General features: G+C 72.1%; 18 protein-coding genes. 2 read left to right on the top strand and 16 right to left on the bottom strand.

Features of this window, described 5'->3' with window-relative positions:
- Nucleotides 1-29 precede the first annotated feature (29 nt).
- The 15 genes from DEJ23_RS00215 to hrcA all read right to left on the bottom strand — a co-directional run bounded on the left by DEJ23_RS00215 (nt 30) and on the right by hrcA (nt 16,071).
- Nucleotides 30-827, bottom strand: coding sequence for an isoprenyl transferase (locus tag DEJ23_RS00215; protein WP_111238283.1), 798 nt, complete (start codon nt 825-827; stop codon nt 30-32).
- On the bottom strand, nt 824-1,657 hold the full coding sequence (gene recO, locus DEJ23_RS00210; protein ID WP_111238282.1) for a DNA repair protein RecO: 834 nt from the start codon (nt 1,655-1,657) through the stop codon (nt 824-826). Before recO ends, DEJ23_RS00215 begins: the two co-directional genes overlap by 4 nt.
- A 794-nt stretch (nt 1,658-2,451) precedes the next feature.
- The gene (gene leuA, locus DEJ23_RS00205; protein WP_111238690.1) at nt 2,452-4,221 is read right to left on the bottom strand and encodes a 2-isopropylmalate synthase; all 1,770 of its coding nucleotides are present in this window, start codon (nt 4,219-4,221) and stop codon (nt 2,452-2,454) included.
- A 198-nt stretch (nt 4,222-4,419) separates the two neighbouring features.
- The gene (locus DEJ23_RS00200) at nt 4,420-5,820 is read right to left on the bottom strand and encodes an ABC transporter permease (protein WP_111238281.1); all 1,401 of its coding nucleotides are present in this window, start codon (nt 5,818-5,820) and stop codon (nt 4,420-4,422) included.
- A complete protein-coding gene (locus DEJ23_RS00195) occupies nt 5,817-6,569 on the bottom strand; it encodes an ABC transporter ATP-binding protein (protein ID WP_111238280.1) in 753 nt (250 codons plus the stop codon). Before DEJ23_RS00195 ends, DEJ23_RS00200 begins: the two co-directional genes overlap by 4 nt.
- Nucleotides 6,570-6,749: 180 nt before the next feature.
- Nucleotides 6,750-7,439, bottom strand: coding sequence for a response regulator transcription factor (locus DEJ23_RS00190; protein WP_111238279.1), 690 nt, complete (start codon nt 7,437-7,439; stop codon nt 6,750-6,752).
- Nucleotides 7,436-8,671 (bottom strand): sensor histidine kinase, encoded by a 1,236-nt coding sequence (locus tag DEJ23_RS00185; RefSeq protein WP_258375171.1) that lies wholly within the window; start codon nt 8,669-8,671, stop codon nt 7,436-7,438. The genes DEJ23_RS00190 and DEJ23_RS00185 overlap by 4 nt, the downstream gene beginning before the upstream one ends.
- A 56-nt stretch (nt 8,672-8,727) precedes the next feature.
- The gene (era, locus tag DEJ23_RS00180) at nt 8,728-9,681 is read right to left on the bottom strand and encodes a GTPase Era (RefSeq protein ID WP_111238278.1); all 954 of its coding nucleotides are present in this window, start codon (nt 9,679-9,681) and stop codon (nt 8,728-8,730) included.
- Entirely contained in the window at nt 9,678-11,000 is a 1,323-nt protein-coding gene (locus DEJ23_RS00175) for a hemolysin family protein (RefSeq protein WP_111238277.1), read from the bottom strand. The genes era and DEJ23_RS00175 overlap by 4 nt, the downstream gene beginning before the upstream one ends.
- Nucleotides 11,001-11,004: 4 nt before the next feature.
- Entirely contained in the window at nt 11,005-11,466 is a 462-nt protein-coding gene (gene ybeY / locus DEJ23_RS00170; RefSeq protein ID WP_111225841.1) for an rRNA maturation RNase YbeY, read from the bottom strand.
- A complete protein-coding gene (locus DEJ23_RS00165; protein WP_258375219.1) occupies nt 11,463-12,503 on the bottom strand; it encodes a PhoH family protein in 1,041 nt (346 codons plus the stop codon). The genes ybeY and DEJ23_RS00165 overlap by 4 nt, the downstream gene beginning before the upstream one ends.
- A gap of 94 nt (nt 12,504-12,597) precedes the next feature.
- On the bottom strand, nt 12,598-12,954 hold the full coding sequence (locus tag DEJ23_RS00160) for a histidine triad nucleotide-binding protein (protein WP_111238275.1): 357 nt from the start codon (nt 12,952-12,954) through the stop codon (nt 12,598-12,600).
- 106 nt (nt 12,955-13,060) lie between these two features.
- On the bottom strand, nt 13,061-13,822 hold the full coding sequence (locus tag DEJ23_RS00155; RefSeq protein WP_111238274.1) for a 16S rRNA (uracil(1498)-N(3))-methyltransferase: 762 nt from the start codon (nt 13,820-13,822) through the stop codon (nt 13,061-13,063).
- Nucleotides 13,822-14,937: a molecular chaperone DnaJ gene (gene dnaJ, locus DEJ23_RS00150; protein ID WP_111238273.1), complete on the bottom strand. Its 1,116-nt coding sequence runs from the start codon at nt 14,935-14,937 to the stop codon at nt 13,822-13,824. The genes DEJ23_RS00155 and dnaJ overlap by 1 nt, the downstream gene beginning before the upstream one ends.
- 111 nt (nt 14,938-15,048) lie before the next feature.
- On the bottom strand, nt 15,049-16,071 hold the full coding sequence (gene hrcA / locus DEJ23_RS00145; RefSeq protein WP_111238272.1) for a heat-inducible transcriptional repressor HrcA: 1,023 nt from the start codon (nt 16,069-16,071) through the stop codon (nt 15,049-15,051).
- Between the two features lie 108 nt (nt 16,072-16,179).
- Here hrcA and DEJ23_RS00140 point away from each other — a divergent pair, with 108 nt between their 5' ends.
- Nucleotides 16,180-16,623: a DUF4870 domain-containing protein gene (locus tag DEJ23_RS00140; protein ID WP_258375170.1), complete on the top strand. Its 444-nt coding sequence runs from the start codon at nt 16,180-16,182 to the stop codon at nt 16,621-16,623.
- 1 nt (nt 16,624) lies between these two features.
- Here DEJ23_RS00140 and hemW read toward each other — a convergent pair whose 3' ends face one another.
- Nucleotides 16,625-17,842: a radical SAM family heme chaperone HemW gene (gene hemW, locus DEJ23_RS00135; protein ID WP_111238271.1), complete on the bottom strand. Its 1,218-nt coding sequence runs from the start codon at nt 17,840-17,842 to the stop codon at nt 16,625-16,627.
- 28 nt (nt 17,843-17,870) lie between these two features.
- Here hemW and DEJ23_RS00130 point away from each other — a divergent pair, with 28 nt between their 5' ends.
- Complete coding sequence (locus tag DEJ23_RS00130; protein ID WP_111238270.1) at nt 17,871-18,563, top strand: HAD family hydrolase; 693 nt, start codon at nt 17,871-17,873, stop codon at nt 18,561-18,563.
- Nucleotides 18,564-18,611: the final 48 nt, after the last annotated feature.

Raw genomic sequence — 18,611 nt, 5'->3', positions numbered from 1 at the left:
GCGCCGGCCGCCCGGTACGCCCCCTCGCCTCAGGCGGTCGGCGCGTCCACCGCCCCGCCGTAGCGTCGGTCGCGGCGCGCGTACTCCTCGATCGCCGCCCACAGGTCGGTGCGCCGGAAGTCCGGCCAGAGCCGGTCGAGGAACACCATCTCGGCGTACGCCGACTGCCACAGCATGAAGTTCGACGTCCGCTGCTCCCCAGAACTGCGGAGGAACAGGTCGACGTCGGGCAGCTCGGGCACGTAGAGCCGCTTCGCGAGGGCCTTCTCCGTCACCTGGCTCGGCCTCAGGCGACCGGCCGCGACGTCCTCGGCCATCCCGCGCACGGCGTCGACGATCTCGTTCCGCCCGCCGTAGTTCACGCACATCGTCAGCGTGCAGACGTCGTTGTCCGCGGTCATCCGCTCCGCGGTCTGCAGCTCGTCGATCACGCTCCGCCAGAGCTTCGGCCGTCGACCGGCCCACCGCACCCGCACACCCCACTCGTGGAGCTGGTCCCGACGCCGGTGGATGACCTCGCGGTTGAAACCCATCAGGAAGCGGACCTCGTCCGGGGAGCGCTTCCAGTTCTCGGTCGAGAACGCGTACGCCGAGACGTGCTTGACGCCGATCTGGATCGCGCCCGCGACGACGTCGAGCAGCGAGGCCTCGCCGGCCTTGTGCCCCTCGACCCGGGTGAGACCGCGCTGGTTCGCCCACCGGCCGTTGCCGTCCATCACGATCGCGACGTGCTCCGGCACGAACTGCGCCGGGATCGCGGGCGGCTGCTCCCCCGTCCAGTCGACGGGCTTCAGCGCCTCGGACTCGGCGGACCGGCGTGGGCTCATGCAGGGGTTCCTTCGTGGTCGGACGGGACGGGCACCGCGGGTGCCGGGGTGGCGGCCACGGCTGCCGGCACCCCTCCCGGGGCCGGGGCGACCGGCGCGGGGTGTTCGCTGCGGTCGACGTGCGGCAGTGACCGGAGCGATCGTTCCAGGTGCCACTGGGCGTACGCCGCCACCACGCCGGACGCGCGCGACCGCGTCCGCTCGTCCGAGGCGTCGACCGTCGCCCAGTCGCCCGCGAGGAGCGCGCCGAGCAGCCCGAGCGTGTCGGTGTCGAGCCGCGGCGTGCCGGGAGGGGCCGCCCGGTCGGTCACCACCCCGCCGAGCTGCACGACGAAGGCGGTGTGCGGGCCGGGCTCACCCGTCACCGCGCAGTCGCCGAACGACGGCGCCCAGCCCGCGATGCTCATCGCCCGGAGCAGGTACGAGTCGAGGGTGGCGCTGACGACGTGCTCACGCCGGGACAGCGAGCGCAGGGCGCCGACGAGCAGCAGGTACTGCTGGAGCCCGGCGTCGGCCTCGCTCAGGCGGTCGGCGGTCTCGACCATCGCACTCGCCGCCGTGTACGCCCCGTAGTCGGTGACGATCTGGGCGCCGTACGACCCGAGGCTCTCGGCCTGCGTGACGATGTCGAGCGACCGGCCCTCGTAGAACTGGGCGTCGACGACCATGAAGGGCTCCAGCCGCGACCCGAACTTCGAGGCCGTGCGCCGGACCCCCTTGGCGACCGCCCGGATCTTGCCGTGCTGCCGGGAGAGCATCGTGACGATGCGGTCCGCCTCGCCGAGCTTGTGGGTGCGCAACACGACGCACTCGTCCCGGTACAGCGGCATGCCCTCAGTATCCCCCGCTCCGCCGACACCGCCCGTCGAGCGGCGGTCCTGTCGGCCGGACGGGCTCGTCCGCCCCGGCCCGGTGCCCGGCGCCCGGCGCCCGGGCTGGAGGTACCAGCCGGTGCGGAGGCGCACGACACGCCGCGTGTCGATCCTTCCGGTCGCACGGACGGTCGCTCTCGCCGTGCCCCGACGGCACGTCGCGCGACCCCAGCGGACATGAGCGGCAAGTCGCGCGACCAAGGCAAGCCGGACGGTGCACGCCACACGGGCCCACAACACGCCGCGCGCCGACCGTTCCAGTCGCACGAACGATCGCTCTCGCGGTGCCCCGACGGCACGTCGCGCGACCCCAGCGGACATGAGCGGCAAGTCGCGCGACCAAGGCAAGCCGGACGGTGCACGCCACACGGGCGCACGACACGCCGCGCGCCGACCGTTCCGGTCGCACGAACGATCGCTCTCGCGGTGCCCCGACGGCGCGTCGCGCAACCTCAACGGACATGAGCGGCAAGTCGCGCGACCAAGGCAAGACGGACGGGGCGCGCCACGAGTGCGCACAACACGCCGCGCGCCGGTCGTTCCGGTCGCACGAACGGTCGCTCTCGCGGTGTCCCGACGGCGCGTCGTGCGACCTCAGCGCACGTGAGCGGCGCGTCACGCGACCGCCGCGGACGCGATCGGCGCGTCGCGCGACCCGGCCGACGGGACGACGGGCGCGCGGAACGCACGCACGGACGGGAGGCGCGGTGCGGGTCGGACCCGCGCCGCGCCTCCCGTACGACGGTCGGCTCCTACGCCGTGACCAGCTCCGGCGCGCCGGACGCGGCCCCGGCACGCACCGCGCGGTTGACCGCGGAGACGATCGCCTTGAGCGACGCCGTCGCGATGTCGGCATCGATGCCGACGCCCCACAGGCGCGTGCCGTCGACGTCGAGCTCGACGTAGGCGGCCGCCTTGGCGTCCCCGGAGGCGCTCATCGTGTGCTCCGAGTAGTCGTACAGCGTGACCGCGACGCCCTGCTCCCGCATGATCGTGAGGAACGCGTCGACCGGGCCGGTGCCCACGGCGTCCGCGGTGACCGCGCCGTCGTCGACGCGCATCGCGACGCTGAGCTTCGTCGTGCCGCCGAAGTCGCTCGACGTCGCCGTCTTCGTGATCTCGTAGCGGCCCCACTTGTCCTCGTCCGACGACGCCGGCAGGTACTCGTCGCGGAACAGGTCCCAGATCCGCTCGGACGAGAACTCGCCGCCCTCGGTGTCGGTGCGCTGCTGCACGACGCCGGAGAACTCGATCTGCAGCTTGCGCGGCAGGTCGATGGCGTGGTCGGTCTTGAGCAGGTAGGCGACACCGCCCTTGCCGGACTGCGAGTTGACCCGGATGACGGCTTCGTACGAGCGGCCGATGTCCTTCGGGTCGACGGGCAGGTAGGGCACCGCCCAGGCGATCTCGTCAACGGGCTTCCCCGCCGCCTGCGCCTTGGCGTGCATGGCGTCGAAGCCCTTGTTGATGGCGTCCTGGTGGGAACCGCTGAACGCCGTGTAGACGAGGTCGCCGGCCCACGGCTGCCGCTCGGGCACCGGCAGCTGGTTGCAGTACTCGACGGTGCGCTTGACCTGGTCGATGTCGGAGAAGTCGATCTCGGGGTCGACGCCCTGGGTGAACAGGTTCATGCCGAGGGCGACGAGGTCGACGTTGCCCGTGCGCTCCCCGTTGCCGAACAGGCAGCCCTCGATGCGGTCGGCGCCGGCCATGTACCCGAGCTCGGCAGCGGCGACGGCGGTCCCGCGGTCGTTGTGCGGGTGCAGCGAGAGGATGACGTCCTCGCGGTGGTCGAGGTTGCGCGACATCCACTCGATCGAGTCGGCGTACACGTTCGGTGTCGCCATCTCGACGGTGGCGGGCAGGTTGATGATGACCTTGCGCTCGGGTGTCGGTTCGAAGACCTCGAGCACGGCGTTGCAGATGCGCGCCGCGACCTCGAGCTCGGTGCCCGTGTAGGACTCGGGCGAGTACTCGTAGTACACCTGCGTGCGGTGCTGCAGGCGCGCCTCGGCCGCCTTGCACATCTGCGCACCGGCGACGGCGATGTCGACGACGCCCTGGACGTCGGTACGGAAGACGACCTCGCGCTGGACGATCGACGTCGAGTTGTAGAGGTGCACGATGGCCTGCTTGGCGCCGTCGATCGCCTCGTACGTGCGGTCGATCAGGTGCTCGCGCGCCTGGGTCAGCACCTGGATCGTGACGTCGTCGGGGATCGCGCCGTCGTCGATGAGGGACCGCACGAAGTCGAAGTCGGTCTGCGACGCGCTCGGGAACCCGACCTCAATCTCCTTGTAGCCCATCCGGACGAGCAGGTCGAACATCGCGCGCTTGCGTTCGGAGTCCATCGGGTCGATCAGGGCCTGGTTGCCGTCGCGCAGGTCGACGGCGCACCAGCGCGGCGCGCGGTCGATGTGCTTCGTCGGCCAGGTCCGGTCCGGCAGGTCCACGCGGATCTGCTCGTGGAAGGGGACGTACTTGTGGATCGGCATCCCGGAGGGGCGCTGCGTGTTCTGCATGGTCGTCGCTTTCGTCGTCTCGCCGGCATCGGCGCTGGTGGGGGCCACGACGGACTCCGCGACGAGGTGGGCCGTGTGTCAGGCCTCGTCGCGGCAGCGAAGGAGGAGGAGCGCCGAGTACATCGCTGCCACCGTAGCACTGGTACACCAGCGTCGTGCAAGCAGATGACGCTCGGCGCCCATCCTGTCGGGAGGCGGTCAGTCGACGGCGAGCGCCTCGGTCGGGGGCACCCGCATCGCACGTCGGACCGGAGCCACCGTGGCCACGACCGCGAGCACGAGGGCCCCGACGACCACGATGCCGACGGTCGACAACGGCAGCACGGGCGTCACGACGGTGCCGAGCGACCCGAGCATGGTCTGCCCGCCGACCCAGCCGTAGACCGTGCCGAGGACCAGCCCGGTCACGACGGCCGCGACGACCATCTGCACGGCCTCGGTCACGATCATCCGACGGACCTGGGCCCCGGTCAGGCCGAGCACCCGCAGGAGTCCGAGTTCGCGCCGCCGCTGGAGCACTCCGAGGGCGAGGGCGTTGACCACGCCGACGGCCGCGATCACGGCGGAGAACCCGACGATGACGCTGATGACGGCGTTGACCTGCACGAAGAAGTCGCGCTGCGCCTCGATCATGTCCGGGGTCATCGAGCCGTCGCCCATCGCGGTGAGCTGCGTCTCGAGCACGTGCTGCATGATGCCGAGCGCCACCGCGAAGGTGACGAGGAGCGTCACGCCGATGACGAGACCGATCGTCGCTCGCGAGGACCGACCCGGCGCCCGCATCGCGTTCCGTCCGGCGAGGAGCACCACCGGGTCCCGTGCACCGAGACGACCGATGAGCTGCAGCACCGGGGGCATCACGATGGTCGCTCCGACGGCGACGCCGGCGAAGGAGACGAACCCCCCGAGGGCAGCGGGCAGCACCGCCACCGGCGAGGCCGGGCTGAGCACGAGGCCGAGCAGCATGAGCAGCGCGCCCGCGCCCATGAGCACGAGCGCCCAGACGCGACGGCCCCGGCCGGAGCGGAGGTCGTCGTGGCTCGGCTCGACCGTCGACGACAGCGCCTCGAGCGGCGTGACCGTGAGGACGCGGCGTGACCCGGCCGCGAACGCGCCCCACGTCGCGACGACGACGGCGACGAGCGGCAGGACGAGCTCCCACGGCACGAGCGTGTACGAGGTGTCGGGCAGGAACCCGGTGCTCCGCAGCACCGCGATGAACAGCGCGGACAGCGCCGTCCCGGCGATCGTGCCGAGCACGCCGCCCACGAGCCCGACGAGCAGACCGGTGCGGGTGATCCTCGACCGGAGGGTGGCGCCCGTGGCCCCGATCAAGCGCTGCAGGGCGATGATCCGGGTCTGTCCGGCGATGAGGGTGGCGCAGGTGTTGGCCGTGACGATCGCGCCCACGTAGAGCGCGATGCCGAGGAACAGCCAGCCGAGCACGGAGAGGATCGCCTTGATCGGCGCGAGGTCGTCGAGCCCGGCGGCGCCGAGGGCCTCGGCCACGATGCCGGGAGCGATGACGAGCGCCGAACCGAACGTGGTGCCGAGGGCGGCGACGAGCACGGTCGGGGCGAAGGCACGCAGGCCGTTCACGCTGCCGCCTCCATCCCCAGCATCGTCGCCGAGATGTCGGCTGCGATCATCGCCGGACGGTCGTCGACGATCCGACCGTCGGCGAGGAACAGGATGCGGTCCGCGTTCGCCGCGGCCGTCGGGTCGTGCGTCACCATCACGACGCTCTGCCCCCACTCCTGCACGGCGCCGCGCAGGATCGCGAGGACGTCGCGGCCGGTGCGGGAGTCGAGCGCACCGGTCGGCTCGTCGGCGACGACGACCGCGGGACGCGAGGCGAGGGCCCGGGCGATCGCGACCCGCTGCTGCTGCCCGCCCGAGAGCTGGTGCGGTCGGTGTGCCAGCCGGTCGCCGAGCCCGAGCATTCCGACGAGCCGGTCGATCCACTCGGACTCGTCGCTGGTGGGCTGCTTGCCACCGAGGAGGAACGGCAGCCGGATGTTCTCGCGGACGTCGAGCGTCGGCACCAGGTTGAACGACTGGAAGACGAACCCGAGCCGGCGACGGCGGAGTTCGGTGAGCTCGCGGTCCCCGAGCGCGGTCACCTCGACGCCGTCGATGCTGATCCGGCCGGAGCTGACCGCGTCGAGCCCGGCGGCGACGTGCATGAGCGTCGACTTGCCCGATCCGGACGGACCCATCACGGCGGTGAACTCCCCCGCCCCGATGTCGACGCTGACGTCGTCGAGGGCGGTGACACGACGGGCCGCGTCGCCGTAGTGCTTCGAGACGTGGTCGAGCCGGATGATCGGGGTCTGGTTGGTGGTCATGTGTCCACCCTGACGGCCGGGAGGCGCGCCTCGCGTCGGTCGCGCGGCTCGTGTGGATGGTCCGCCTGGCTCGGTCTCCTGTGCAGGGGTCATCCTGTCGGATGACCCGGGGTCAGCCCGCAAAAACGGCGTCCCTGCGGATGGCCCGGGGACGGCCCGCAGGAACCGCGGCGATGGGGGTCAGTCGGCCTTCTGGACGAGCCCGTGCTCGTGGGCGAACACGACGAGGCGGACCCGGTCGCGGAGGTCGAGCTTGGTGAGCACCCGTGAGATGTGCGTCTTCACGGTCGCCTCGCTGACGTACTCGTGCTGCGCGATCTCGCTGTTGCTGTACCCGCGGGCGGCCAGGTCGAAGATCTCCCGCTCACGCGGGGTCAGCTCGGCGAACGCCGGCGGCACCGCGGCGGCCTGTGCGGCGCCGTCGTCGTACCGGCGCAGCAGCTCGCGGGTGGCCGAGGCGGCGAAGACGGCGGTGCCGGCGTGCACCGTCCGGACGGCGGCGAGCAGGAACTCCGGGTCGGCGTCCTTGAGCACGAAGCCGCTCGCGCCCGCTCGGATCGCCTTCGCCGCGGCCTCGTCGAAGTCGAAGGTGGTGAGCACGAGGACCTTCGCCGCGTCCGCGCCGCCCTGCTCGACGATCCTGGCGGTCGCGGTGATCCCGTCCATCACCGGCATCCGGACGTCCATGAGCACCACGTCGGCCCGGGTGCGTCGCACGAGTTCGGCGCCCTCGGCCCCGTCGCCCGCCTCGCCGACGAACTGCAGGTCGGGCTGTGAGTCGATGAGCATGCGGATGCCGGTCCGGAACAGCGCCTGGTCGTCGACCAGGGCGACCCGGATCGGGCTGCCGGTCGGCTGGGTGGTGGTCATCGGGTGCGCTCCTGCTCCATCTGGGTGATGCGGCCTCGGGGGAACTGGCCGCTCGCGGCGACCGCCGGCATCCGCACGGCGACCGCGAAGTCGTCCCCGCGCGGTCCCGCCGTCATCGACCCCCCGGTCATCGTGACGCGCTCACGCATGCCCACGAGACCGTGACCGGTGCCCGGCCCCCGTGTCCCGTCGTCCGCGCGCCGGTTGACGACCGTGATCTCGACCGTGTCCGGGCGGTAGGTCAGCGACGCGTGCACCGGGGTGCCGGACTCACCGTGCTTCCACGCGTTCGTCAGGCTCTCCTGCACGATCCGGTAGACGGCGAGCTGCGTGGTGGTCGGCAGTCCGGACGGGTCGCCCTCGCGGTCCACACGGACGTCGAGCCCGACCTCCCGCATGTCGGCGACGAGCTCTTCGAGGTCGGCCGCCTCGGGCGTCGGTGCGGTCCCCTGCTCGTGCCGCAGGGCGCCGAGGAGCTCGCGGACGTCGCCGAGGGCGCTGCGGGCGGTGCTCGAGATCGTGGCGAGCGCCTGGTCGGCCACCGCCGGGTCGGCCTTCGCGGCGTAGCGGGCGCCGTCGGCCTGGGCGATCACGACCGCGAGCGAGTGCGCGACGATGTCGTGCATGTCCCGGGCGATGCGGACGCGCTCCTGCTCGACGGCGACCGCGCGGTCGGCGCGGGCCGCGTCGCGCTCCGCGACCAGCTGGGCCTCACGGCTCATGCTCGCGGAGCGTCGGGCCCGGCGGACGAGTCCCGCGAGCCACGGGAGGAGCAACAGGAGCAGGACGGCCGCGAAGGACCCCGCCATCGTCTGCAGCGTCTGTCCCTGCAACGCCGATGCACCGACCACGTCGACGCGGCGTTGGTAGTCGTACAGGCCGAGGTACCCCGCGGCGACCGCCGAGCCGCCGATGGCCGACACGAGCCCCGCGATGCGCACCCGCCGACTGCCGTAGGCGCTCGTCGTGAAGAGCACGCCCGCCAGCAGGACGTTCGACGTGTCCGGGGTCTGCCACGTCACCATCTGGAAGACGGCGATCACCCACGAGAGGGCGAGGGCCAGTCCGGGCGAGAGCCGCCGGATCGCGAGTGCAGCGCTGAGCCCGATCACGGTGACGAGCCACAGCAGCGAGTCGTCGACCGCCACGCGCAGCAGCACCAGGAGGCCACCGAGCAGCACGGCAGCCGTGACGTCGGTGACGATCTGCGCGCGCAGCATGGGACGGAACACCACCCCACGGTACGACCAGCGCGGCCGCCGCGCGTCCGTCGCGGGGATGACGCCCGTCAGAACCCGAGGCGACCGAGCTGCTTCGGGTCGCGCTGCCACTCCTTGGCCACCTTGACCCGGATGTTCAGGTAGACGTGGCGACCGCCGAGCAGGGACTCGATCTCCGCACGCGCCCGCGAACCGACGTCCTTGAGTCGTTCACCCCCGCGCCCGATCACGATCGCCTTCTGGCTGTCGCGCTCGACGAACAGGTTGGCGAAGATGCGCAGGGGCCCGTCGGGGTCGTCCTCGTCGTCGGGCTCGACGACGTCCTCGACGACCACCGCGAGCGAGTGCGGCAGCTCGTCGCGCACGCCCTCGAGCGCCGCTTCGCGGATGAGTTCGGCGATGCGGTCCTCGTCCGTCTCCTCGGTCACCGTGTCGGCGTCGTACAGCTGCGGCGACTCGGGCAGGAGCTTCGTGATCTCGCCGAGCAGTGCCTCGAGCTGCAGGCCCTTCGTGCCGGACGTCGGCACGATCGCGTCCCAGTCGCGCAGCTGCGACACCGCGAGGAGCTGCTCGCCGACCCGGTCCTTCGGGGTCCGGTCGATCTTCGTGACGATCGCGACCTTCCTGGCCCGCGGGTACTGGTCGAGCGACTCGTTGATGAACCTGTCGCCGGGACCGATCGGCTCGTTCGCCGGCACGCAGAAGCCGATCACGTCGACGTCCCCCAGCGTGGACTGCACGAGGTCGTTGAGCCGCTCGCCGAGCAGGGTGCGCGGACGGTGGACACCCGGGGTGTCCACGATGATGACCTGCCCGTCGGGGCGGTGGACGACGCCGCGGATCGCCCGACGCGTGGTCTGCGGCTTCGAGGAGGTGATCGCCACCTTCTCGCCGACGAGGGCGTTGGTCAGGGTCGACTTGCCGACGTTCGGACGGCCGACGAAGGAGACGAAACCGGCGCGGTACGGACCTCCTGTGGGGCCCGGTGCGTCAGGGGTCTGGTCGGTGTCGTGCTCGGTCATGCGTTCGGTGTTCCCGTCGTGCTCGGTGTCGTCTCGCCGAGGGCGTCCTCGGCGTCCTGCAGGGCGGCGCTCCGCTCGGCCAGGACGGTGATCAGGTGGCGGCGCTTGCCCTCGACGCGGTCGGCCGTCAGTTCCAGCCCGGACACGGTGACCTGCTCGCCGCGCACCGGGAGCCGGCCGAGCTCCTTCGTCAGCAGGCCGCCGGCGGTGTCGACGTCGTCGTCCTCGAGCTCGATGCCGAACAGGTCGCCGAGCTCGTCGATCGGCAGTCGTGCGGAGATGCGCCACACGCCCGGCGAGACCTCGGTCCGGTCGACGACGGTGCGGTCGTACTCGTCGGAGATGTCGCCGACGAGCTCCTCGATGAGGTCCTCCATGGTGACCAGACCGGCGACGCCGCCGTACTCGTCGACCACGAGCACCAGGTGGTTCTTGGCGACCTGCATGTGGCGCAGCGTGTCGTCGGCGTGCTTGGACTCAGGCACGAACTCGGCCGGCCGGAGCAACGTCGTGACCGGCTCCTGCGCACTGCCGGGCTGTTCGTAGAGCGCGCGCGAGACGTCCCGCAGGTAGAGCACGCCGAGCACGTCGTCGCTGTCCTTGCCCGTGACGGGCATGCGGGAGACGCCGGCGACCAGGAACCGCTCCATCCCTGCCGCCAGTGTCGCTTCGCCGTCGACGGTGAGCATGTCGGTGCGGGGCACCATGACTTCGCGCACCAGGGTGTCGCTGAACTCGAAGACCGAGTGGATGAGCTCGCGGTCGTCCTGCTCGAGCACGTTGCTCTCCGTCGCCTCGTCGACGAGCGACAGCAGCTGCTCCTCGCTCGACACCGTCGAGGCGCTGCGGCCGCGGCCCGGCGTCACACGGTCGCCGATCGCGACGAGGAGCCCGGCGAGCGGACCGAGGACGATGCGGACCGCGCGGACGAGCCCGCCGGTGGCGCCGATGAGACGCTCGGCGTGGGCACGACCGACGCTGCGCGGGCTGGAGCCGACGAGCACGAACGACACCGCGGTCATGATCGCCGCGGACACGACGAGCGCCACCCACCAGGTGTCGAACACCGTGACGAGCGCGATCGTGACGAGCACCGCGGCGGCCGTCTCGGCGAGCACGCGGAAGAAGTTGAGGGCGTTGACGTGCGCGCCGACGTCGTCGGCCACTGCCTCGATCGCGCGTCGCCGCGCGCTGCCCCGGGCGATCTCGTCGAGGTCGGCGCGGGACAGCACGGTCAGGGCGGCGTCCGAGGCGGCGAGCAGCCCGCCGAGGAGCACGAGCACGAACGCCGCCACGAGCAGGACGGCGACGAGCACCATCAGCTCACCGCCCGCGTCGCTGCGCGGCGAAGGCGGAGAGGATCTCCCCCTGCAGCCCGAACATCTCGGCCTTCTCCTCCGGTTCGGCGTGGTCGAACCCGAGCAGGTGCAGGATGCCGTGGCAGGTGAGCAGGAGCATCTCGTCCGTGGTGGTGTGCCCGGCCGTCTTCGCCTGTTCGGCGGCAACCTGCGGGCACACGACGATGTCGCCGAGCAGCCCGGCCGGCGTCGGCTCGTCCTCGGTACCCGGTCGGAGTTCGTCCATCGGGAAGCTCAGGACGTCGGTCGGGCCCGGCTCGTCCATCCACCGGACGTGGAGCTGCTCCATGGCGCCCTCGTCGACCAGCACGATCGCGAGCTCCGCGTCCGCGTGGACGTGCAGCGCGTCGAGCGCGAAGGCGGCGAGCTGCTGGACGGCCTGCTCGTCGACCTCGACACCGGACTCGTTGTTGAGCTCGATGCTCACCGGTTGCCTCCTCGGGCGTCGTTCTGGGGGTACGGGGACTGCCGGCGGTCCTGCGGTGGACGACCACGGCGCTCGGCGCGGTTCGCCCCCGCGGGGTTGCCGGCGGGGCGGTGCCCGGCCTGCTCGGCCAGTCGCTCCTCGTCGTAGACGGTGTACGCGTCGACGATCCGTCCGACCAGCGTGTGGCGGACGACGTCCTCGCTGCCGAGCCGAGCGAAGTGGATGTCCTCGACGTCGCCGAGGATCCGCGTCACCAGCCGGAGGCCGGACAGGTTCCCGGGCAGGTCGACCTGGGTGATGTCACCCGTCACGACCATCTTCGAGCCGAAGCCGAGACGCGTCAGGAACATCTTCATCTGCTCGGGCGTGGTGTTCTGCGCCTCGTCGAGGATCACGAACGAGTCGTTGAGCGTCCGGCCACGCATGTACGCCAGCGGCGCGACCTCGACCGTGCCGGCCGCGAGCAGCTTCGGGACGAGCTCGGGGTCCATCATCTCGTTGAGCGCGTCGTACAGCGGCCGCAGGTACGGGTCGATCTTGTCGGTGAGCGTGCCGGGCAGGAACCCGAGGCGTTCGCCGGCCTCGACCGCGGGCCGGGTCAGGATGATGCGGGTGACCTCGCGCCGCTGCAGCGCCTGGACGGCCTTCGCCATCGCGAGGTAGGTCTTGCCGGTGCCGGCCGGACCGATCCCGAACGTGATGGTGTGCTGGTCGATGGCGTCGACGTAGGCACGCTGGCCGTCGGTCTTCGGGCGCACCGACTTGCCGCGGCTCGACACGATCGGGGTCCCGAACGTGTCCGACGGCCGGCGGTCCTCGTCGAGGATCCGCGCCGAAGTCGGGATGTCCGCCTGGCCGATGTCCTGCCCGCGCTTGACCATGCCGACGAGCTCGTCGACGAGCGCGTGGGCCCTGGCGACGTCGCGCTCCGCACCCGTCAGGGACACCTCGTTGCCCCGGACGAGCACCCGGACGCTCGGGTACTGGCGTTCGACCGTCTTGAGCAGGCGGTCCTGCGGGCCCAGGAGCTGGACCATCGCGATGCCGTCGACCTGGATGTCGACGGTGACGTCCGTCGGGTCGGACACAGGCCGCGCGGTGGGACGGGAGGGGTCGGAGTGGACTGGTTCGTCAGCCGGCAAGGAGATTCCCTTCGTGCAGTTCACCTGCGAGGACGTGCGCGTGCACGTGGAACACGGTCTGACCGGCGGCTTCGCCGGTGTTGAAGACGAGTCGGAACTGGCCGTCGGCCCGCTCGTCGGCGATGCGACGGGCGGTGGCGACCACGTGGGCGAGCAGGTCGGGGTCGCCGGCGGCGAGCTCGGTGACGTCCCGGTACTGCTCGGTCTTGGGGATCACGAGCACGTGCACCGGGGCCTTGGGGGCGATGTCCTCGATGGCGATCACCCGGTCGTCCTCGGCGACGACGGTCGCGGGGACCTCACGGGCGATGATCTTCGAGAAGACGCTCGGCTCGTTGCTGCTCATGCGTCCATCGTAGGACCCGGCACCGACGCAGCACCGGTGTGGTCCGCCCGCAGCGGAACCGCACCGCGCACCGTGTCCACCCGCGTCGTGTCCACGCGTCCGGGCACTACCAGCGACCGAGCCGCGTCTGCAGGACGGCGAGCGCCGCCGGTCCCGCGGTCGACGTGCGGAGCACGGTGTCGCCGAGCCGGACGCGGACCGCGCCCGCGGCCTCGAGCCGGTCGAACTCCGCCCCGTCGATGCCGCCCTCCGGCCCGACCACGAGGACGATCTCGTCGACGTCCGCCGGCGGCTCCCACGCCGAGAGCCGCACCGCGCCCACCGGGTCGAGCACGACCAGCGCCCGCCGCGCCTCCCAGCCACTCGCCGGGCCACCGTCCGCCGCGAGCTGCGCCGTCGTGACCGGCGCGTCCACCGACGGGACCCGCGACCGGACGGCCTGCTTCGCCGCCTCGTGCGCGATCGCGCTCCACCTGGCGCGGCCCTTGTCGACCTTCGCGCCCTCCCAGCGGGACACGCTGCGTGCGGCCGACCACGGGACGATGCGGTCGACACCGATCTCGGTCGCCGCCTGCACGGCCATCTCGTCGCGCCCGCCCTTCGCCAGCGCCTGCACGAGCACGAGCGCCGGACGCGGCTCCGCCTCGACGGCGACGTCGTCGACCGTCAGCGTCAGCGCGTCCTTGCCGGTCGACGCGACCGGGCCCGTGACGACCGTCCCGCGACCGTCGGAGATGCGCAGCGTCTCGCCCGCCCGGACCCGCGCGACCGACACCGCGTGCCGCCCCTCGGCACCGTCGAGCGACACCGGGTCGCCGACCCCGACGCCGTCGAGGGCGCCGGGACCGACGAGGTAGAGCGACGCCATCAGAAGTTGAAGAACCGGTCGCGGAGCTTGCCGAACATGCCCTGCTGGAACCGCGCGAGCTGCGGCTTCCCGGCCTTGTGCGACTTCGCGAGCTGCTCGACGAGCTGACGCTCCTTGTGCGAGAGCTTGGTCGGGGTCACGACCTGCACGCCGACGCGCAGGTCACCACGTCCGGCCCCGCGCAGCTTGGTCACGCCGCGGTCCTTGATCACCAGGACGTCGGCACTCTGCACGCCGGGCCGGATCTCGAGCTCGACCGGCCCGTCGAGCCCGTCGATGGTCGTCTGCGTGCCGAGGATCGCGTCGGTCATCTGGACCTCGAGCGTCGCGAGCAGGTCGTCGCCGTCGCGGCTGTACACGTCGTGGTGGCGCACCTTGACCTCGAGGTACAGGTCGCCCGAGGGGCCACCGGCCGGACCGACCTCGCCCTGCCCGGGCATCTGCAGGCGCAGCCCCGTCTCGACGCCCGCGGGGACGTCGACCGGGATCGTGCGTCGGGCACGGACGCGACCCTGCCCCTGGCAGGTCGGGCACGGGTTCGGGATGACGGTGCCGTAGCCGCGGCAGGTACCGCACGGAGCGCTGGTCACGACGTTGCCGAGCAGCGAGCGCACCTGGCGCTGGATGTGGCCGGAGCCGCCGCAGATGTCGCACGTGCGCGGGCTGGTGCCGGGTGCGCAGCAGGACCCGTTGCAGGTCTCGCAGACCACGGCGGTGTCGACCTCGACGTCCTTGTGGGTACCGAAGACGACCTCGTCCAGGTCGACCTCGATGCGGAGCAGGGCGTCCTGGCCGCGCTCGGCGCGGCTCCGGGGACCGTTGCCGCGTCCTGCCCCGCCACCGCCGCCGCCGAAGAAGGCGTCGAAGATGTCGCTGAAGCCGCCGGCGCCACCGCCGAAGGGGCTGTCGGCCTGCGGTCCCGCGTCGTAGCGACGACGCTGCTCGGGGTCGCTCAGCACGTCGTAGGCGTGCGTCACGTCCTTGAAGCGCTCGGCTGCGTCCGGGCTCGGGTTGACGTCCGGGTGCAACTCGCGCGCCAGGCGTCGGTAGGCCTTCTTGATGTCGGCATCGGAGGCGTCCGGCTGGACGCCGAGGACGTCGTAGTGGTCTGCCACGTATCCCTCAGTCGGTTTCGGTTCGGTCGGTGGGTCGCGGCGGTCGCCGCGGTTCGGTCTGGAGGCGCGGACCACGTCCGCAGGGCACCGCGCGTCGGACGCGGCGACCGGTCAATGTTCGCCCAGCAGCTTGGACAGGTACCGTGCGACGGCGCGGACCGCCGCCATGTTCGTGCCGTAGTCCATGCGCGTGGGGCCGAGGACGCCCAGGCGGGCGACCGCTCCCCCGCCGGCGAGGTAGCCTCCGGCGACGATGCTCGTCGCGTCGAGGCCGTACTCGGCGTTCTCGACGCCGATCCGTGCCGCCACGGCGACGTCGTCCACCTGCATCTCGCCGAACAGCCGGAGCAGGGTCACCTGTTCCTCGATGGCCTCGAGCACCGTGAACAACCCGCCGGAGAAGTCCCGCTCGCTCTTGGCGAGGTTCGCCGCACCGGCCATCACCAGGCGGTCCTGCCGGTTGGCCGCGACCTGCTCGATGAGCGTCGCGACGACCACCCCGCCGAGCGTCTGGGCGTCCGGGCGGAGCTGCTGCGGGACCTCCCGCAGGGCGCGCGGCACGTCCTGCAACAGGAGACCGACGGAGGCGCCGTTGACGACGGTCCGGAGTTCGGACAGGGCGGTCTCGTCGAGGGGGACGTCCGTCTCGACCACACGCTGCTCGACCCGGGCGGTGTCGGTGATGAGGACCACCATGAGCCGCGTGTCGCCGAGCCGGACGAGCTCGACGTGCTGCACGCGGGCGCGCACCATCGAGGGGTACTGCACGAGGGCGACCTGGTTCGTGAGCTGGCTGAGCAGGCGCACCGTACGACCGAGGACCTCGTCCAGGTCGTTCGGCGTGCCGAGGAACGTCTCGATCGCGTGCCGCTGGGCGCTCGACAGCGGCCGGGCGGCGGAGAGGTGGTCGACGAAGACGCGGTAGCCCTTGTCGGTGGGCACCCGGCCGGACGACGTGTGCGGTGCCGCGATGAGCTGCTCGTCCTCGAGCTGCGCCATGTCGTTGCGGATCGTGGCGGCGCTCACCCCGAAGGCGTGGCGCTCGACGATCGTCTTCGAGCCGACGGGCTCACGCGATGCGACGTAGTCCCGCACGATCGCCTTGAGGACCTCGAGTGAGCGTTCGCTGACCATCCGGACCCCTTCCGTTCGATGCTGGCACTCGGACGTGTCGACTGCTGATCCTACGCCCGACCGCCGACCGTCCGGCACCGCGGCTGCCCGTCCCGGTACGCTCACCGCATGAGCTACGGACAGCAACCAGGCGGCCCGCAGGACGGCCCCTACGGCCAGCAGCCGGGGGGACCCCAGAACCCGCAGGGACCGCAGTACCCGGCCGGCTACACGCCGCCCCGGCCGATGTCCCCGGAGGACCAGCGCCTCTGGGCCACCCTGACCCACGTCGGCGGCATCTTCTTCAGCCTCGTCGTGCCGGTCATCGCCTACCTCGTGCTGCGCGACCGCGGCCAGTTCATCAAGGAGCACACGCGCCAGGCGCTGAACTTCCACATCACGATGGCCATCGCGTACCTGGTCGCCGGCCTGCTCTGCATCGTCCTGATCGGCTTCGTGCTGCTGCCGATCATCGGCGTGCTCGTGATCGTGTTCTCGATCATCGCGGCCGTCGCGGCGAACCGCGGCGACTTCTACCGCTACCCGCTCACGATCGAGTTCATCAAGCAGTAGGTCAGTCGAGCAGCTCGCGGACGACCGCGTCCGCGAGCAGCCGACCCTGCAGGGTCAGGTCGATCCGGCCCCGCACCGCGGCCGAGCCGTCCACGAGCCCGCGTGCGATGAGGCCGGCGACGCGGCCACGGGCCTCCTGGCCGAGCTCCGAGGTGGCGAGCTCGCCGCGGACCCGCGCCGCGAGCAGCACGCGCTCGACGTACCGGGTGTCGGCGTCGAGGGTCTCGCGCCCGGCGGCCGGTGACCCCCCGGACAGCACCCGGTTCGCGTACGCGGCCGGGTGCTTCACGTTCCACCAGCGGGTGCCGGCGACCGCGGAGTGCGCGCCGGGGCCGACCCCCCACCAGTCGTGTCCCTTCCAGTAGGACAGGTTGTGGCGGCTCGCGTGCTCGTCGCCGCGCGCCCAGTTCGAGACCTCGTACCAGGAGTACCCGGCGTCCGCGAGGGTCCGGTCGGCGAGCTCGTACATGTCCGCCGCGAGGTCGTCGTCCGGGGCCGGGAGCTCGCCGCGGGCGACCATCCGACCCATCGCCGTGCCCTCCTCCACGATGAGCGAGTACGCCGACACGTGGTCCGGCTCGCACGCCAGGGCCGCCTCGAGCGAGGTGCGCCAGTCGTCGAGGGACTCCCCCGGCGTCGAGTAGATGAGGTCGAGGCTCACGTCGAGGCCCTGCTGCTTCGCGAGGTCGACCACCATCGGCACGCGCTCTGGGTCGTGCGTGCGGTCGAGGGTGGCGAGGACGTGCGGCACCGCCGACTGCATGCCGTAGCTCATGCGCGTGAAGCCACCCCGCCGCAGGGTGGCGATGGACTCGGCGTCGACGGAGTCCGGGTTCGCCTCGGTCGTGACCTCGGCGCCGGGGAGGAGCCCCCAGGTGTCGTCGATCGCGCGGAGGATCATCACGAGGTCGTCCGCCGGCAGCATGGTCGGCGTGCCCCCGCCGAAGAACACCGTGGAGACGGGACGGCGCGGCACCCCGGAGCGGTCGAGCACCTCGGCCGCCCAGCGGATCTCCTGCACGGCGTGCCCGGCGTAGTCGTCACGGCGCACGCCGCGCAGTTCCGACGCCGTGTACGTGTTGAAGTCGCAGTAGCCGCAGCGCACCCGGCAGAACGGCACGTGGACGTACACCCCGAACGGGACGGCCCCCGCGCCGGGACCGGGGGTGATGAGGCCGTCCGCGGGCGCGGGGTCGGCGAGCGGGAGAGCACTCGGCATGGACTCCATTCTCGGCCATGATGGAGGGATGGAGCACCACACCGTCCCCACCACGGTGCTGTGGGACATCGACGGCACCCTCGTCCTGAACGCCGCGTCGCCGGGCAACCTCTACCACCTGGCGCTCGAACGCGCCGTCGGGCGCGACCTCGTGCTGAAGGTCGGGCACCAGCACGGCCGGACCGACGCCGGACTCATCGCCGAGCACGTGCGGGCGCACGACCTCGACGACGCCCTCATCCCCACCGTGAGCCGGCACCTGCGCGACCTCACCGACGAACGGTACGGCCGCGGGGAACGGCGGTCCCCGGCCCCGGGTGCGATCGCGCTCGTCCGACGGTTCGCCGAGCTCGGCTGGCGGAACGCCCTGCTCACCGGGAACTCCGCGCACCGCGCACGGGTCAAGCTCGCCGGCGCGGGGTTCGACGTCGACGCGTTCGACTGGGAGCACTCGTACTTCGGCGACGAGGAGGTCGAGCGCACCGGCGTCACCTCGCGCGCTGCGGCCGCGCTGACGGGGACGCGGGCCGTCGTCCTCGGCGACACCCCTCGCGACGGTGCGGCGGCCGGTGCCGTGGGCATCCCGTTCGTGGCCGTGGCGACGGGCGTCTACGACGTCGACGCGCTGCGGGCGACGGGGGCGGTCGCCGTGGCCCGCGACTGCGTTCAGGACGCCGGGCTGCTCGAGGAGGCGATCGCCGGGCTGGCGCCCCTGCGCTGAGCAGGCCGACGCCGCTGCGCCGAGCAGGCCGACGACGTCGGGCCGTTC

Source organism: Curtobacterium sp. MCSS17_008, from assembly GCF_003234185.1.
GTDB lineage: Bacteria > Actinomycetota > Actinomycetes > Actinomycetales > Microbacteriaceae > Curtobacterium.
Note: the sequence above shows the minus strand (reverse complement) of the source record. Positions and strands in the feature narration are given on the sequence as shown.

Excerpts from the sequence above, each read along its gene's own strand:
- hemW (WP_111238271.1), bottom strand. The coding sequence starts at position 17,842 with ATGCCGAGTGCTCTCCCGCTCGCCGACCCCGCGCCCGCGGACGGCCTC.
- DEJ23_RS00140 (WP_258375170.1), top strand. The coding sequence starts at position 16,180 with ATGAGCTACGGACAGCAACCAGGCGGCCCGCAGGACGGCCCCTACGGC.
- DEJ23_RS00155 (WP_111238274.1), bottom strand. The coding sequence starts at position 13,822 with ATGGCGTCGCTCTACCTCGTCGGTCCCGGCGCCCTCGACGGCGTCGGG.
- era (WP_111238278.1), bottom strand. The coding sequence starts at position 9,681 with ATGACCGAGCACGACACCGACCAGACCCCTGACGCACCGGGCCCCACA.
- DEJ23_RS00195 (WP_111238280.1), bottom strand. The coding sequence starts at position 6,569 with ATGACCACCAACCAGACCCCGATCATCCGGCTCGACCACGTCTCGAAG.
- DEJ23_RS00175 (WP_111238277.1), bottom strand. The coding sequence starts at position 11,000 with ATGGTGCTCGTCGCCGTCCTGCTCGTGGCGGCGTTCGTGCTCGTGCTC.
- DEJ23_RS00165 (WP_258375219.1), bottom strand. The coding sequence starts at position 12,503 with ATGGTCCAGCTCCTGGGCCCGCAGGACCGCCTGCTCAAGACGGTCGAA.
- DEJ23_RS00130 (WP_111238270.1), top strand. The coding sequence starts at position 17,871 with ATGGAGCACCACACCGTCCCCACCACGGTGCTGTGGGACATCGACGGC.
- hrcA (WP_111238272.1), bottom strand. The coding sequence starts at position 16,071 with ATGGTCAGCGAACGCTCACTCGAGGTCCTCAAGGCGATCGTGCGGGAC.
- recO (WP_111238282.1), bottom strand. The coding sequence starts at position 1,657 with ATGCCGCTGTACCGGGACGAGTGCGTCGTGTTGCGCACCCACAAGCTC.
- DEJ23_RS00190 (WP_111238279.1), bottom strand. The coding sequence starts at position 7,439 with ATGACCACCACCCAGCCGACCGGCAGCCCGATCCGGGTCGCCCTGGTC.
- DEJ23_RS00160 (WP_111238275.1), bottom strand. The coding sequence starts at position 12,954 with ATGAGCAGCAACGAGCCGAGCGTCTTCTCGAAGATCATCGCCCGTGAG.
- DEJ23_RS00215 (WP_111238283.1), bottom strand. The coding sequence starts at position 827 with ATGAGCCCACGCCGGTCCGCCGAGTCCGAGGCGCTGAAGCCCGTCGAC.
- leuA (WP_111238690.1), bottom strand. The coding sequence starts at position 4,221 with ATGCAGAACACGCAGCGCCCCTCCGGGATGCCGATCCACAAGTACGTC.